Source organism: Streptomyces sp. NPDC031132 (assembly GCF_055570595.1).
Map to the genome: position 1 here is coordinate 146,488 of NZ_JBVIGX010000006.1, position 17,145 is coordinate 163,632.

At 72.7% G+C, this 17,145-nt stretch carries 3 protein-coding genes; all 3 read right to left on the bottom strand.

Annotation, left to right across the window (positions count from 1 at the left end):
* Nucleotides 1-22 precede the first annotated feature (22 nt).
* The 3 genes from ACZ49B_RS11790 to ACZ49B_RS11800 are packed head-to-tail and all read right to left on the bottom strand — an operon-like array spanning nucleotide 23 to nucleotide 17,130.
* Entirely contained in the window at nucleotides 23-856 is an 834-nt protein-coding gene (locus ACZ49B_RS11790) for an arylamine N-acetyltransferase (RefSeq protein ID WP_468303720.1), read from the bottom strand.
* Complete coding sequence (locus ACZ49B_RS11795; RefSeq protein WP_468303722.1) at nucleotides 814-11,475, bottom strand: type I polyketide synthase; 10,662 nt, start codon at nucleotides 11,473-11,475, stop codon at nucleotides 814-816. Before ACZ49B_RS11795 ends, ACZ49B_RS11790 begins: the two co-directional genes overlap by 43 nt.
* A 51-nt stretch (nucleotides 11,476-11,526) precedes the next feature.
* Nucleotides 11,527-17,130, bottom strand: a complete 5,604-nt coding sequence (locus ACZ49B_RS11800; RefSeq protein WP_468303725.1) for a type I polyketide synthase — start codon at nucleotides 17,128-17,130, stop codon at nucleotides 11,527-11,529.
* Nucleotides 17,131-17,145: the final 15 nt, after the last annotated feature.

The window sequence follows — 17,145 nt, forward strand, 5'->3', positions numbered from 1 at the left end:
ACGGGTGATGGATGGTGCGAATTCAGCCGAGCTCACCGGACAGGACGCCGGCGATCAACATCCGGTGCTCGTCGTCGTCCGTGATGGTGCGGGCCTGTTCACGGCCGTCACGGACCGTCAGGTACCGTCGCCCCTTCAATACGGCCTGGCCGTTCTCGAAACTCCGGCCGCACAGGATTTCCTGGCCGTCGTTCGACCGCGGCTGCGAAAGAATGTCGCGGAGGAGGTCCTCCATTTCCTTCCAGTCGGTCCACTGCCGGGATTCCGTCGTGAAGGTGTAGACGACACTCCACCGGGTGACCGCTCCACGGCGCTGCAGAGCGATCTCGGATCCGCTCTCGACCAGCCGGTACTGGCACCCGTACTGGGTCTGCACCGCGTCGGAGATCTGCAACGGCTCGATGAAGGAGGGACCGGGGTAACCGACGTCCACCAGCCATTCGTCGCCGTCCAGGGCGACGCGGCTGAACATGTGCTCGACGTCGAGCCCGAAGGCGTCCTGGCCTTCGGCGGTCCTCGCCGCCATCAGCGTGACGTCGTAGCCCAGCTCACGGAGGAGTCGGAAGAAGAGGCGGTTCAGCTGGAAACACGTGCCGCCCTGCCCGTTGAGGATCGTCGTCTCGAACGTGGCGTCCTCGTCGATGTCGACGAGGTTCACTCCGTCGCGGTATTCCTCGGTGACGCCGTTGTACGGAATCGCCATGAGGTGATTCTTGTGCAGCTTTCGCAGCGTCGCGAGGTCCGCACCGGTTTCTCCGCCGCAGCCGATCCGCTGCAGATATTTGTCCACGTCGAACATATCATCACCCTCTTTCAGACGGAGATCGCTACTGGATTCGCGGCCTGTTCGCCGCACGTCAGCTCGTGCAGGTACGCGGCGAGCATTCCCGGCGTCGGATAGTCGAAGACGAGGTTCGGGGAGAGCTTCGTTTCGGTGATGTTGCGGAGCCGGTTGCGAAGCTCGATGGCGGTGAGGGAGTCGAAGCCGATCTCGAAGAGCCCCTGGTCCGCTTCGAAGTGGTACGTCGCGCTGTAGCCGAGAACAGCGGCCACCTGGGCGCGCACCAGGTCGAGCAGGACCTTCTTCTGCTCGGCGGCGGTCAGGGTGGCCAGCCGGTCGTACAGCTTGCGGCCCTCGTCGGCGATGTCCGCCGCGTGGGCCTGCTGCCGGCCCGCCCGGACCAGGCTGCGCAACATGTGCGGTACACCGCCCCCGGCCGCCGAGCCGGCCCGGACCCCGCGCAGGTCCAGCTTGGCCGGGACCAGCAGAGCCTGACCGGAGCCGACGGCGGCGTCGAACAGTTCCATGCCCTCCGCCGGCGACATGGCCTGCAGACCGCCACGCCGGTTCAGGCGCGCCTTGACGATGTCGTCGGTGTCCGCGGCCATGCCGGAGGTCTGGTCCCACAGGCCCCAGGCCAGCGACAGCCCGGGCAGGCCCGCCGCCCGGCGGCCGGCGATCAGCCCGTCCAGGTAGGCGTTCGCCGCGGCGTAGCTGCCGCTGCCCGCGCCCATGAAGACGGCCGAGACGGAGGAGTAGACGATGAACGCGTCGAGGTCCAGGCCCCGGGTCAGCTCGTCCAGGTGCCGCACCGCGTCCACCTTCGGCGCGAAGACCCTCGCCAGGCGCTCCGGGGTCAGCGTTCCGATCACCCCGTCGTCCGTCACGCCTGCGGTGTGCACGACACCGGTCAGGCGGTGCTCGGCCGGCACCGAGGCCAGAAGGGCCTCGACCTGGTCACGGTCGGACATGTCGCAGGCCACCACCGAGACGGCGGCACCCTGTTCGGTCAGCTCGGCGACCAGCTCCTGCACGCCTTCGGCCTGCGGGCCGCGACGGCTGGCCAGCATCAGATGCCGTACGCCGTGCTGGGAGACCAGGTGACGGGCCACCAGGCCGCCCAAGGACCCGGCGCCGGAGACCAGGACGGTTCCCTCCGGCCCGAAGACGGCGGGAGCGTCTGCGGCGTGACCGGTGGTCCGGGCGAGCCGGGGCACGAAGAGGGTTCCTTCGCGCACCGCGAGCTGCGGCTCACCGCAGGCCAGTACCGCACCCAGTACCGGCTCCGCGCCCTCATCGGCAGCGGGGTCGGTGTCCACCAGGATGATCCGGTCGGGGTTCTCGGCCTGGGCGGCACGCACCAGACCCCACACCGCCGACCCGGCCGGGTCGGTCACCGCGCCGTCGCCGGCGGGGACCGCGCCACGGGTCACGACCAGCAGCCGCGACTCCTCCAGACCGGCTCCGCCCAGCCAGCACTGCATCACGTCCAGTACCCGGGTGGCCAGGTCCAGCACCGCGTCCTCGCCCTCGGCACCCCCGGTCCCGCCGGTGACGGCTTCCAGGACGGCCAGCGCCGGGGCGGTGTCCGCCCCCGACAGCACGTCGTAGGCCAGGGTCGCCACCTGTTCCGCGGTGTCGACCGGCAGCCACGACGGCGAAGGGTCCGCTCCCTGGGCGTGGGGCAGTTCGGTCCACTCCACGCGGAACAGCGAGTCGGTGCGCGCCGTGCCCGCCGCGTTCTCCAACTGCTCGGCGGACACCGCGCGGGACACCAGCGAGTCCATCGTCACCACCAGGCGGCCGGCCTCGTCCGCCGCCTCCAGCGACAGTGCGTCGCGCTCGGGCTGTGCGAGGCGCACGCGCAGCACGGAGGCACCGGCCGCGTGCAAGGCCAACCCGTTCCACGCGAACGGCAGACGCAGTTCCTGCTCGCCGGTCTCTCGTGCGGCGTCGCCGTCAGCCGACGTGGGCTCCGCCGCGGCGTTGAGCAGCGGCGAGTGCAGGGCCGCGTCGAGCAGCGCGGGGTGGATGCCGAACCTGCCGGCGTCCTTGCGCTGGTCCTCGGGGAGGGCGACCTCGGCGAAGAGTTCCTCGCCGCGCCGCCACACCGCCCGTACGGCCTGGAACGTCGGGCCGTACCCGTACCCCACCTGGGCGATCAGGTCGTAGCCGCCGTTGATGTCCACCGGCTGCGCGCCGACCGGCGGCCAGGTGGCGAAGTCGAACCCGGTGCCGCCGCCACCCGGCTGGACCGTGGCGGACAGCATGCCGGTGGCGTGCCGCGTCCACACGCCCTCACCGACGGCGTCCTCGCGCTGGGAGTAGACCTCCACGGTCCGCGAGCCGGTCTCACCCGGGCCGCCGACGGCGACCTGGACGCGGACTCCGCCGTGCTCGGGCACCACCAGCGGCGCCTCGATCACGAGCTCTTCCAGCACCACACATCCGGCCTCGTCGCCGGCCCGGACGGCCAGCTCCACGAGCCCGGTACCGGGGACGATGACCACACCGTCGACGGCGTGATCGGCCAGCCAGGCGTGCGACTTCAGCGACAGCCGCGAGCTGAAGACCAGGCCGTCGGACTGCGGCAGGTGCATCACCGCGCCCAGCAGCGGGTGATCGACCCCGGCGAGTCCCAGCGACGCCGCGTCGGTGGCCGACTCGGTCGACTGGATCCAGTAGTGCTGGTGGTCGAAGGCGTAGGTCGGCAGGGCCGGTCGTGCGGACCCGGTCCCGGTGGGCAGAAGACTGCTCCAGTCCACGGGCACGCCGCGTACGAACAGCTCGGCCATCGAGGCCAGCAGCCGTCGCAGGCCGCCGTCCTCGCGGCGCAGCGAGCCGGTCACCACCACGTTGGTGTCGGCGTGGTCGACGGTTTCGGTGATCGGCTGGACCAGCACCGGGTGGGCGCTGACCTCGACGAACACCCCGTGGCCCTGGGCGAGCAGGTCGGCCACGGCCGGGCCGAAGCCCACCTGGCCGCGCAGGTTCCGGTACCAGTAGTCGCCGTCCAGGACTTCGGCTTCCGCCACCCACGTACCGGTCACCGTGGAGTAGAACGGCACGGTCGGGGCCTGCGCGGTGACGCCGGCCAGGGTTTCGGCGAGCGTGTCGCGGATCGCTTCCACGTGCCGGGTGTGCGAGGCGTAGTCCACCGCGATCCGGCGTGCCCGGACGCCTTCGCCGGACAGCGTTTCGAGCGCCTCGTCCAGGGCCTCGGCGTCGCCGGCGATGACCACGGAGGTCGGGCCGTTGACCGCCGCGACCTCGATACGGTCCGCCCACGGCTCCAGCCACGCAACCGCCGCGTCCGCGCTCAGCGCGACCGAGGCCATACCGCCGCGGCCCGCCAGCTCCTTGGCGATGGCCTGGCTGCGCAGCGTCACCACGCGTGCGGCGTCTTCGAGCGAGAGCGCGCCCGCCACACACGCGGCGGCGATCTCGCCCTGCGAGTGGCCGAGCACCGCATCGGGCTTGACCCCGACCGAAGCCCACACCGCCGCCAGACCGACCATCACGGCGAAACTGGCCGGCTGGAGCACGTCGACCCGCTCGATGAGCTCGGGGTCGCCTTCGCCGCGCAGCACCTCGATCAGGGACCAGTCGATCCACGGCTCGAGGGCAGCCGCGCACTCCGCGATCCGCGCCGCGAACACCGGCGAGGAGTCGAGGAGTTCACGCCCCATGCCCGCCCACTGCGAGCCCTGGCCCGGGAAGACCCACACGACCTTGCCCGGGGCGGCGGAACCGGCACTGCCGATCACGACACCGGCCGTGCTCTCGCCCCGCGCCAGCGCCTGGAGCCCGGCCAGCGCCTCGTCAGCCGAGCCGGCCACCACGACCGCACGCTCGCCGAAGACCGCACGGTCCGACACCAGCGCCGCGGCCACGTCCGCCGGCGACACCCCCTCGGTGCTCTCGACGAACGCCGCGAGCCGCTCGGCCTGCCCCGCGAGCGAACCGGCGCTCCGCGCCGAGACCACCAGCGGCACCACACCGGCGGACATCAGCGGCTGCTGCGCCTCTTCCGAGACGGGCTGCGCCACTTCGGCGGGCGCCTCCTCCAGGATCAGGTGCGCATTCGTTCCGCTGATGCCGAACGAGGAGACACCGGCCCGGCGCGGATGACCGTTCTGCGGCCACTCCCGCGCCTCCGTCAGCAGCTCGACGGCGCCCTCGGACCAGTCCACCTGGCGCGTGGGCGCATCCACGTGCAGGGTCGGGGGCATGACGCCGTGGCGCAGCGCCTGCACCATCTTGATCACGCTGGCCACACCGGCAGCCGCCTGCGTGTGACCGATGTTCGACTTCAGCGAGCCCAGCCACAGCGGCTGTTCCGCGTCCCGGCCCTTGCCGTACGTCGCCAGCAGTGCCTGCGCCTCGATCGGGTCGCCCAGGGCGGTGCCCGTACCGTGCCCCTCCACCACGTCCACGTCGGACGGGGAAAGTCCGGCGCTGGCAAGGGCCTTGCGGATCACCCGCTGCTGCGAGGGACCGTTCGGCGCCGTGAGACCGTTCGACGCGCCGTCCTGGTTGACCGCACTGCCGCGCAGGACCGCCAGCACCTGGTGTCCGCGCTCACGCGCCACCGACAGCCGCTCCAGCACGACGAGGCCCACGCCTTCGGCCCAACCCGTGCCGTCCGCGCCGTCCGCGAACGCCTTGCACCGGCCGTCCCCGGCCAGTCCCCGCTGCCGTGAGAACTCCACGAAGGAGACGGGTGTCGCCATCACGGTCGCACCGCCCGCCAGTGCCATGGAGCACTCGCCCTGGCGCAGCGCCTGCGCGGCCAGGTGCATCGCCACCAGGGACGAAGAACACGCCGTGTCCACCGTGACCGCGGGGCCCTCGAAGCCGAACACGTACGACACGCGGCCCGAGGCCACGCTGGCCGCCGTACCCGTGCTCGCGAAGCCCTCCAGCTCCGGCGCGACCACGCCGGCTCCGTAGCCCTGGCTGGACACGCCGGAGAAGACGCCGACGTCGGTGCCCTTCAGCGCGAGCGGGTCGATGCCGACGCCCTCCAGCGCCTCCCAGGAGGTCTCCAGCAGCAGCCGCTGCTGCGGGTCCATCGCCAGCGCCTCACGCGGCGAGATCCCGAAGAACCCCGCGTCGAAGAGCCCTGCGCCGCGTACGAAACCGCCCTGGCTCGTGTACGAGGTACCCGCGCTGTCGGGGTCCGGGTCGAACAGGCCGTCCAGGTCCCAGCCCCGGTCGTCGGGGAAGGAGGACATGCCCTCACGGCCCTCGTGGACCAGCCGCCACAGGTCCTCGGGACCCGCCACACCGCCCGGCAGGCGGCACGCCATGCCGACGATCGCGATCGCTTCGTCGGGGTCCGCGACGACGGCCGCGGCCGAGGCAGGGGTACCGGCCTCCGCGTCGCCGAACTCCTCGCGCAGGTAGCGGGCGAGGGCCAGCGGGGTCGGGTAGTCGAAGACCAGCGTCGCCGGAAGCTTCAGACCGGTCGCCTCACGCACCCGGTTCCGCAGCTCGACCGACGTCAGCGAGTCGAAGCCGGCGTCCTTGAACGCCATCTCGGGCCGGACACCGCCGGGCCCGCTGTGCCCGAGCACGACCGCGGCCTGGGCACGCACCAGCTCGAGGAGCAGGGCCTCCTGATCCTCCGCGGCGAGACCGGCGAGGCGGCGGGCCAGGCCGCCGTCCCCGGTGGATCCGGCGCGCGCCTGCTGTCGGCCCGCGCGGACCAGGCCGCGCAGCAGGTGCGGCACGCCGCCGCCGGCCGCCGCACCGGCACGCGCGCCCCGCAGGTCGAGCTTGATCGGCACCAGCAGCGCCTGTCCGGACGCCACTGCGGCGTCGAAGAGCTCCATGCCCTCCACTGCCGATATCGCCAGCGCACCGCCACGGCTCATACGCGCCTGGTCGACGGTGCTGAGGTCGGCGGTCATGCCGGTGGTCTGCTCCCACAGGCCCCAGGCCAGGGACAGACCGGGCACACCCGCCGCCCGGCGGTTGGCCATCAGCCCGTCCAGGAAGGCGTTCGCCGCCGCGTAGTTGCCCTGGCCGGCAGAGCCGAACACGCCCGAGGCGGACGAGAAGACGACGAACGCGGCGAGGTCCAGGCCCCGGGTCAGCTCGTCGAGGTGCCGTACCGCGTCCACCTTGGGCGCGAACACCCCTGCCAGGCGCTCCGGGGTCAACGCCCCGATCACACCGTCGTCCAGCACACCGGCGGTGTGCACCACACCGGTCAGCCGGTGCTCGGCCGGCACGGATGCCAGCAGCGCCTCGACCTGGCCACGGTCTGCCACATCACAAGCCACCACGGAGACCGCGGCGCCGTGCCCGGTCAGCTCGGCGACCAGCTGGTCCACTCCGTCGGCGTCCGGGCCTCGACGGCTGGCCAGCACCAGATGCCGCACCCCGTGCCGCGAGACCAGGTGCCGGGCCACCAGGGCGCCCAGCGACCCGGTGCCACCGGTGACCAGGACCGTTCCCTCCGGCGCGAACACCGCCGGAATCTCCGGGACTTGACCGTGCGCACGGGCGAGCCGGGGGGCGGACAGGGCCGTGCCACGGACCGCGACCTGGGGTTCACCGCCGGCCAGCACCGTGCCCAGCACGGCTCCCGCTCCGTCGCCGGAGGCCGGGTCGGTGTCGATCAGTACGATCCGGTCGGGGTTCTCGACCTGGGCGACGCGCACCAGACCCCACACCGCGGCGCCCGCGGGATCGGTCACCGCGCCGTCACCGGCGGGAACCGCACCGCGGGTCACGACCACCAGCCGCGACTCCTCCAGCCCGGTCCCGGCCAGCCACGCCTGTACGACCTCCAGCACCCGGGAGGTCAGCGCCAGCACCGCGTCCTCGCCTGAACCGCCGAAGGCTTCCAGGACGGCCGCGGCCGGGGCTCCTGCGCCGCCGGCCAGGGCCGCGACTTCGTCGGCGGTGGCCACCGGCACCCACGCAGGCGAAGCCTCCGTCCCCTGGGCCGGAGGCAGTTCGGTCCACTCCACCTGGAACAGCGCGTTGGCGACCGCCGAGTCCGCCGCGGCGCCCAGCTGCTCGGCGGACACCGGACGCGACACCAGCGACTCCAGCGTCACCACCAGGCCGCCGGTCTCGTCCGCCGCCTGCAGCGACACGGCGCCGGGCCCACCGGGCACCAGACGTACGCGCAGCACCGAGGCACCCGCGGCGTGCAGCGCCAGCCCGTTCCACGCGAACGGCAGCACCGCCTCTGCGGTCTCCTCGGCCGGCGCACCCTCCGGGGCGCCGAACATCCCGGTGTGCAGGGCCGCGTCGAGCAGTGCGGGGTGGATGCCGAACCGGTCGGCGTCCTTGCTCTGCTCCTCGGGCAGGGCGACCTCGGCGAAGAGTTCCTCGCCGCGCCGCCACACCGCCCGCAGGCCCTGGAACGCCGGACCGTAGCCGTAACCGCGCTCGACCAGGTCGCCGTAGAACTCGCCGGGGACCATGTCCACCGGCTGGGCGCCGGGCGGCGGCCAGGCGGCGAAGTCGAACCCGGTGCCGCCGCCCGCCGGCAGGCCCGCGGCCGCGAGCATGCCGGTGGCGTGCCGCGTCCACACGTCTGCGCCACCGTCGTCGGCGGCGTCCTCGCGCTGGGAGTACACCTCCACGGTGCGCGAACCGTTCTCGCCCGGTGCGCCGACCGCGACCTGCACCCGTACGCCGCCGTGCTCGGGCACCACGAGCGGCGCCTCGATCACCAGCTCTTCCAGGACGCCGCACCCGGCCTCGTCACCGGCCCGGACGGCCAGCTCCACCAGGCCGGTACCCGGGACGAGCACGACACCGCTCACCGCGTGATCGGCGAGCCACGGGTGGGACCGCAGCGAAAGCCGCGAGGTGAAGACCAGACCGTCGGACTGCGGGAGCTGCACCACCGCGCCCAGCAGCGGGTGATCGGCGGCCGCCTGGCCCAGCGACGTCGCATCCGTCGCCGCCCCGGAGTCCTTCAGCCAGTAGTGCCGGTGCTCGAAGGCATACGTGGGCAGGTCCACCCGGCCGGACGCCGCCGCCTTCGGCAGCACGCGGCTCCAGTCCACGGCCACACCGCGGACGAACAGCTCGGCCACCGACGTCAGCAGGGTCTGCTCTTCCGGGCGGCCGTCGCGCAGGGCCGCGACGCAGGCCACCTCGGCGGCTGCGGCGGTGGCCGCCTCCTCGACCAGGCCGGTCAAGGCCGCGCCCGGACCCATCTCCACGAACAGCGTGCCGCCGTACTCCACCGCGGCCGCGATCCCCTCGGCGAACCGCACCGGCCGGCGCACGTGCCCGGCCCAGTACTGCGGGTCGGCGAGCTCGTCCGGCCCGGCCAGCCGCCCGGTCACGTTCGAGACCACCGGAATCACCGGCGGCTGCCACGCCACGTCGGTCAGCTCTGCGGCGAACTCGGCCAGCATCGGCTCCATCCGCAGCGAATGGAACGCGTGCGACACCGCCAGCCGCTTCGTCTTGCGTCCCTGCGCCCGCAGCCGGTCGGCTGCTGCGAGGACCGCGTCCTCCTCACCGGAGAGCACCACCGAGGACGGGCCGTTGACCGCCGCGACCTCGACGCCCTCGCCCAGCAGCCCGGCCACCTCCTCCTCGGTGGCAGCCACGGCGACCATCGCCCCGCCCTGCGGCAGCGCCTGCATCAGGCGGCCCCGGGCCGCGACGACGCGCGCCGCATCCTGCAGCGAGAGTGCCCCCGCCGCGTACGCGGCGGTGATCTCGCCGACCGAATGCCCGATTACCACATCGGGCCGCACACCCCAGGACTCCACCAGCCGGAACAGAGCGCTCTCGACCGCGAACAGGCCCGCCTGCGTGAACACCGTCTGGTCCAGAAGGGCGGCACTGCCCGGCACCGCGCCCAGCACCACGTCCCGTACCGGATGGTCGACCCATCCGGCCAGACGCGCGTCCAGCTGCTCACACGCCTCGTCCAGCGCCTGCGCGAACAGCGGGTACCGGGCGTACAGCTCCCGGCCCATCCCCACCCGCTGCGAGCCCTGGCCCGGGAACACCCACACGGTCTTGCCGGGCGCCGCAGCGGCGCTGCCGGCCACGGCTCCGGCCGCGTTCTCCCCGCGAGCCAGTGCTTCCAGCCGTGTCAGCGCCTCCTCGGCGGAGTCGGCCACCACGACCGCACGGTCGCCGAAGACCGCGCGGTCCGAAACCAGTGCCCCGGCCACCGACGCCAGCGACGCTCCGCCGGCACCGGACTCCAGGTACGAGGCCAGCCGCCCGGCCTGACCCGAAAGCGACCCGGCACTGCGGGCCGACACCACCAGCGGCACCGCACCGGCAGGCTGCGCCCCTTCCGTGTCGGGCTCCGCCTCCTCCTGCGGCGCCTCCTCGAGGATCAGGTGGGCGTTCGTGCCGCTGATGCCGAACGAGGAGACACCGGCCCGGCGGGGCCGGCCGTTCTGCGGCCACGCGCGGGCCTCGGTCAGCAGCTCGACCGCACCCGCCGTCCAGTCCACCTCGGTCGAGGGCTTGTTCACGTGCAAGGTGGGGGGCATGACGCCGTGGCGCAGCGCCTGCACCATCTTGATCACACTGGCCACACCGGCAGCGGCCTGCGTGTGCCCGATGTTCGACTTGAGCGAGCCGAGCCACAGCGGCCGGTCCGCGTCGCGGCCCTGGCCGTAGGTGGCCAGCAGTGCCTGCGCCTCGATCGGGTCGCCCAGGGCCGTACCCGTACCGTGCCCCTCCACCACGTCCACGTCCGCCGACACCAGCCCGGCGCCGGCGAGCGCCTTGCGGATCACCCGCTGCTGCGACGGACCGTTCGGCGCGGTCAGGCCGTTCGATGCACCGTCCTGGTTGACCGCACTGGCACGCAGCACGGCGAGCACCCGGTGCCCGCGCTCGCGCGCCACCGACAGCCGCTCCAGTACGACCACGCCGGCGCCCTCGGCCAGCCCCATGCCGTTGGCGCCGTCCGCGTACGCCTTGCAGCGGCCGTCCGTGGCCATGCCCCGCTGCCGGGAGAACGCCACGAAGGTACCGGGCGTCGACATCACCATCGCGCCGCCGGCCAGCGCCACCGAGCACTCGCCCTGGCGCAGCGCCTGCGCGGCAAGATGCATCGCCACCAGCGAGGAGGAGCACGCCGTGTCCACCGTGACCGCAGGACCCTCGAAGCCGAACACGTACGACACACGGCCCGACGCCACGCTCGGCGCCACGCCCGTGCCCGTGAAACTCTCCAGCTCCGGCGCGATCGCACCGGAACCGGCCCCGTAACCCTGACTGCACACACCGGAGAACACGCCGACGTCGGTGCCCTTCAGAGAGACCGGGTCGATGCCGGCCCCCTCCAGTGCCTCCCAGGAGGTCTCCAGCAGCAGTCGCTGCTGCGGGTCCATCGCCAGCGCCTCACGCGGCGAGATCCCGAAGAACCCCGCGTCGAACTGGCCCGCCCCGTGCAGGAATCCGCCCTGGTCGGTGTACGACGTGCCCGCGTGGTCGGGGTCCGGGTCGAACAGGCCGTCCAGGTCCCAGCCCCGGTCCTCGGGGAAGCCGGAGACGGCGTCCCGGCCCTCGGACACCAACTGCCACAAGTCCTCCGGCCCCGCCACGCCACCCGGCAAGCGGCACGCCATGCCCACGATGGCGATCGGCTCGTCAGCGTGGCTCGAGCCCTGCTTCTTCAGGTTGTGCAACTCGGTCGTGACGCGCTTCAGGTACTCGAGGAGTTTTTCGTCCGTGGCCATTCTTTAAATTCCTTACGAAGTTTGATGGAACCGCGCTGCCTTGAACTGTTTTCAGACGAGTCCGAATTCACCGTCAATGAATGCGAGGACCTCATCGGCGGACGCGGATTCCAGCTGCTCCGCCACCGTGGAGGCGTCCACGTTCTCGAGCACTCCGTTGCACCTGGCCACCAAACCCTGAAGGCGAAGCGCAATACTGGATTTCATGGATTCATCGAGCAGCAGGCCACTGATCAGCGCCTCGACGTCCTCGATCTTTGCGTTCACGCGGGAAAGCGCGTCGTCGCTCATGCCGAGCTCGTCGCGCAGGTGGCGGGCGAGGGTCAGCGGGGTCGGGTAGTCGAAGACCAGCGTGGCGGGAAGCTTCAGACCGGTCGCCTCGCGCATCCGGTTGCGCAGCTCGACCGACGTCAGCGAGTCGAAGCCGACGTCCTTGAACGCCGTCTCCGCCCGGACGCCCTCCGGCCCGGTGTGCCCGAGGACGAGCGCGGCCTGACCGCGCACCAGGTCGAGGAGCAGGGCCTCCTGCTCCGCTTCGGCGAGCCCGGCGATCCGACGGGCCAGGTCGCCTTCCTTGGCGGCTCCCGCTCGCGCCTGCTGCCGGCCTGTCGGCACCAGGCCGCGCAGCAGGTGCGGCACCCCACCACGGGCCGCTGCGCCTGCGCGCACGCCCCGCAGGTCCAGCTTCACCGGTACCAGCAGCGACTGCGCGGACGCCACGGCGGCGTCGAACAGCTCCATGCCCTCCGCGGGCTTGAGCGCCACGACTCCGTCACGGCTCGCGCGCCGGCTCATGCGCACCTGGTCGTCGGTGGTGAGGTGCGTGGTCATGTTCGTGGCGTATTCCCACGTGCCCCAGGCGAGCGACAGCCCGGGCAGGCCGGCGGCCCGGCGGGTGTCCATCAGCCCGTCGAGGAAGGCGTTGGCGGCCGCGTAGCCGCTGCTGCCGGCGCCCATGAAGACGGACGAGGCGGAGGAGTAGACGATGAACGCGTCGAGGTCCAGGCTCCGGGTCAGCTCGTCCAGGTGCCGCACCGCGTCCACCTTCGGCGCGAACAGGCCCGCCAGCCGCTCCGGGGTCAGCGCATCGATCAGCCCGGAATCGAATACGCCTGCGGTGTGCACCACACCGGTCAGGCCGTGCTCGGCCGGAACCGAGGCCAGCAGGGCCTCGACCTGGCCGCGGTCGGACATGTCACAGGCCGCCACCGTCACCGTCGCACCCCGTTCGGTGAGTTCGGCGACCAGCTCCTGCACGCCATCGGCCTCCGGGCCGCGACGGCTGGCCAGCACCAGGTGCCGTACGCCGTGCCGGGAGACCAGGTGCCGGGTGATCAGCTCGCCCAACGAACCGCCGCCGGAGACCAGGACGGTTCCCTCCGGGCGGAAGACCGCCGGGACGTCCGCGACTTCACCGGTGGTACGGGCGAGCCGGGGCACGGAGAAGGTGGTTCCGCGCACCGCGATCTGCGGCTCCCCGCCGGCCAGCACCGCACCCAGCACCCGTTCCGCAGCGACTTCGGCCGTGGTGTCGGTGTCCAGGAGGACGATGCGGTCGGGGTTCTCGGCCTGGGCGGCACGGACCATGCCCCACACCGCCGATCCGGCCGGGTCGGTCACTGCGCCGCCGCCTGCGGGCACGGCTCCTCGGGTCACGACCACCAGGCGCGACTCCTCCAGCCCGGACCCGGCCAGCCACGCCTGTACGACTTCCAGTACCCGGGAGGTCAGCGCCAGCACCGCGCCCTCGCCGGTGCCGCCGACGGCTTCCAGGACGGCCGCGGCCGGGACTCCTGCGCCGTCGGCCAGCGCCGACACGTCGGCAGCGGTGGCCACCGACAGCCACAACGGAACGGCCCCGGCGGGCTGGGCCTGGGACAGCTCGGTCCACTCCACCTGGAACAGCGAGTTGGCGGCCGCCGCGTCCGCCGCCGTCTCCAGCTGCTCGGTGGACACCGCCCGGGACACGAGCGAGTCCATCGTCACCACCAGGCCGCCGGTCTCGTCGGCAGCCTCGACCGACAGGGCATCCGGGCCGCTCGGCGCCACGCGCACCCGCAGGGCCGAGGCACCCACGGCGTGCAGCGCCAGCCCGTTCCACGCGAACGCCAGCACCGGAGCCCCGGACTCCTCCTCCGCCGCATCCGCAGCGGCGCCGAACGTCGCGGCCTGCAGGGCCGCGTCCAGCAGCGCGGGGTGGAGACCGAACCTGGCGGCTTCCTTGCGCTGCTCCTCGGGCAGGGCAACCTCGGCGAAGACCTCGTCGCCGCGCCGCCACACGGCCCGGATGCCCTGGAACGAGGGCCCGTACGCGACACCGCGCTCGCTCAGGTCGGCATAGAAGTCGTCGACGTCCACCTCGACCGGCTGCGCGCCGGGCGGCGGCCAGGCGGCGAAGTCGAACTCCGTCCCACGGGTCGCCGGCGATGCGGACAGGAGTCCGGTGGCGTGCCGCGTCCACACGTCCGCGCCGCTTTCGTCGGCGGCGTCCTCGCGCTGGGAGTACACCTCGACGGTGCGCGAACCGTTCTCGCCGGCTGCACCCACCGCGACCTGCACCCGCACACCGCCCTGCTCGGGCACCACCAGCGGCGCCTCGATCACGAGCTCTTCCAGCAGCCCGCACCCGGCCTCGTCGCCGGCCCGTACCGCCAGCTCCACGAGCCCGGTGCCCGGGGCGAGGATCAGACCACCGATCGCGTGATCGGCCAGCCAGGGGTGCGACTTCAGCGACAGTCGCGAGGTGAAGACCAGACCGTCCGACTGCGGCAGCTGCACCACCGCACCCAGCAGCGGGTGATCGACCGTCGTCTGGCCCAGCGACGCGGCATCCGTGACCGACTCGTCCGCATGGAGCCAGTAGTGCTGGTGGTCGAAGGCGTACGTCGGCAGATCCACTCGAACGGAAGCCGCCGGCTGCGGCAGGACACCGCTCCAGTCCAGCGCCACGCCACGCACGAACAGCTCGGCCATCGAGGTGAACAGGCGTCGCAGACCGCCGTCTCCACGGCGCAGCGAGCCGGTCACCACCACGTTGGTGTCGGCGTGGTCGACGGTCTCGGTGATCGGCTGGACCAGCACCGGGTGGGCGCTGACCTCCACGAACACCCCGTGGCCCTGCGCCAGCAGCTCGGCCACGGCCGGGCCGAAGCCCACTTGGCCGCGCAGATTGCGGTACCAGTACTCACCGTCGAGGACGTCGGCGTCCTCCACCCATGTGCCGGTGACGGTCGAGTAGAACGGCACCGTCGGAGCCTTCGCATCGATCCCGGCCAGCGTTGTGGCGAGCGCCTCGCGTATGTCCTCCACGTGCCGGGTGTGCGACGCATAGTCCACCGCGACCCGGCGCACCCGGACGTCCTCGCCCGACAGTGCCTCCAGCGCTTCGTCCAGGGCCTCGGCGTCGCCGGCGATGACCACGGAGGTCGGGCCGTTGACCGCCGCGACCTCGACACGGTCCTCCCACGGGGCCAGCCGTACGAGCGCCTCGTCCGCGCTCAGCGCCACCGAAGCCATGCCGCCGCGGCCCGCCAGCTCCTTGGCGATGGCCTGGCTGCGCAGCGCCACGACGCGCGCCGCGTCCTCCAGCGACAGCGCACCCGCCACACACGCGGCGGCGATCTCACCCTGCGAGTGGCCGAGCACCGCATCGGGCTTGACCCCGACCGACGCCCACACCGCCGCCAGACCCACCATCACGGCGAAACTGGCCGGCTGGAGCACGTCGACCCGCTCGATGAGCTCGGGGTCGCCTTCGCCGCGCAGCACCTCGATCAGCGACCAGTCGATCCACGGCTCCAGCGCGGCAGCGCACTCCGCGATCCGCGCCGCGAACACCGGCGAGGAGTCGAGCAGCTCACGGCCCATGCCGGCCCACTGCGAGCCCTGGCCCGGGAACACCCACACGACCTTGCCCGAAGCGGTCGCGCTGCCGGACACCACACCCGGCGCGCTCTCACCGCGCGCCAGCGCCTGCAGACCGGCCAGCGCCTCCTCGTCCGAGTCGGCCACGACCACCGCACGCTCGCCGAAGACCGTACGGCCCGAGACCAGCGCCCCGGCCACGCCCGCCAGCGACACCTCGGCGGTGCCGTCGACGTAGGCCGCCAGCCGTTCGGCCTGGCCCGCGAGCGAACCGGCGCTCCGCGCCGAGACCACCAGCGGGACCACACCAGTGGGCAGGGCCTCGCCGGAGTCCTGCTCCGTCTCCTCCGGCGGCGCCTCTTCCAGGATCAGGTGCGCGTTCGTGCCGCTGACGCCGAAGGAGGACACACCGGCGCGGCGCGGCCGGCCGTTCTGCGGCCACTCGCGGGCTTCGGTCAGCAGCTCCACCGCACCCGCGGACCAGTCCACCTGGCTCGAGGGCTCCTGCACGTGCAGCGTGGGAGGTACCACTCCGTGGCGCAGCGCCTGCACGATCTTGATCACACTGGCCACACCGGCAGCCGCCTGCGTGTGACCGATGTTCGACTTCAACGAGCCGAGCCACACCGGCTGTTCCGGGTCGCGGCCCTTCCCGTACGTGGCGAGCAGCGCCTGCGCCTCGATCGGGTCGCCCAGGGCGGTGCCCGTACCGTGCCCCTCCACCACGTCCACATCGGACGGGGAGAGCCCGGCGCTGTCCAGCGCGCGGCGGATCACCCGCTGCTGCGAGGGACCGTTCGGCGCCGTCAGACCGTTGGAAGCACCGTCCTGGTTGACGGCGCTGCCGCGCAGGACCGCCAGCACCCGGTGCCCGCGCTCACGCGCCACGGACAGGCGTTCCAGCAGCACCACACCGACGCCCTCGGCCAGGCCCATGCCGTCCGCGCCGTCCGCGAACGCCTTGCACCGGCCGTCGGTGGCCAGGCCGCGCTGCCGGGAGAAGGCCATGAAGGAGCCGGGTGTCGCCATCACCATCGCGCCGCCGGCCAGTGCCATCGTGCACTCGCCCTGCCGCAGCGCCTGCGCGGCCAGGTGCATCGCGACCAGCGACGACGAACACCCCGTGTCCACCGAAACCGCCGGACCTTCGAAGCCGAACACGTACGAGACACGGCCCGACGCCACGCACGACGCCGCTCCCGTGCCCGCGAAGCCCTCCACCTCAGGCGTCACCACACCGGCACCGGCGCCGTAGCCCTGCCCGGACACCCCGGAGAACACTCCGATGTCGGTGCCCTTCAGCGAGAACGGGTCGATGCCGGCGCTCTCCATCGCCTCCCACGAGGTCTCCAGCAGCAGGCGCTGCTGCGGGTCCATCGCCAGCGCCTCACGCGGCGAGATCCCGAAGAACCCGGCGTCGAAAAGCCCTGCCCCCTGCAGGAATCCGCCCTGATCCGTGTACGACGTACCCGCGTGGTCGGGGTCCGGGTCGACGAGACCCTCCAGGTCCCAGCCGCGGTCGTCGGGGAAGCCGGAGACGGCGTCGACGCCGTCGGCCACGAGCTTCCACAGGTCTTCGGGCGAGGACACACCGCCTGGGTAGCGGCACGCCATGGAGACGATGGCGATCGGCTCCCGCGCCTGGTCCTCGACCTCGCGCAGCCGCTTGCGGGCGTCGCGGGCGTCGGCGATGGCCCTCTTGAGGTAGTCGCGGAGTTGTGCCTCGTCAGCCACTGGATTCAGCTCCAAGGAAAATTTGAGTGAGCGATTGCTGAGGGGGGGTCCCCGCACCCGTGTGCGGGGAGC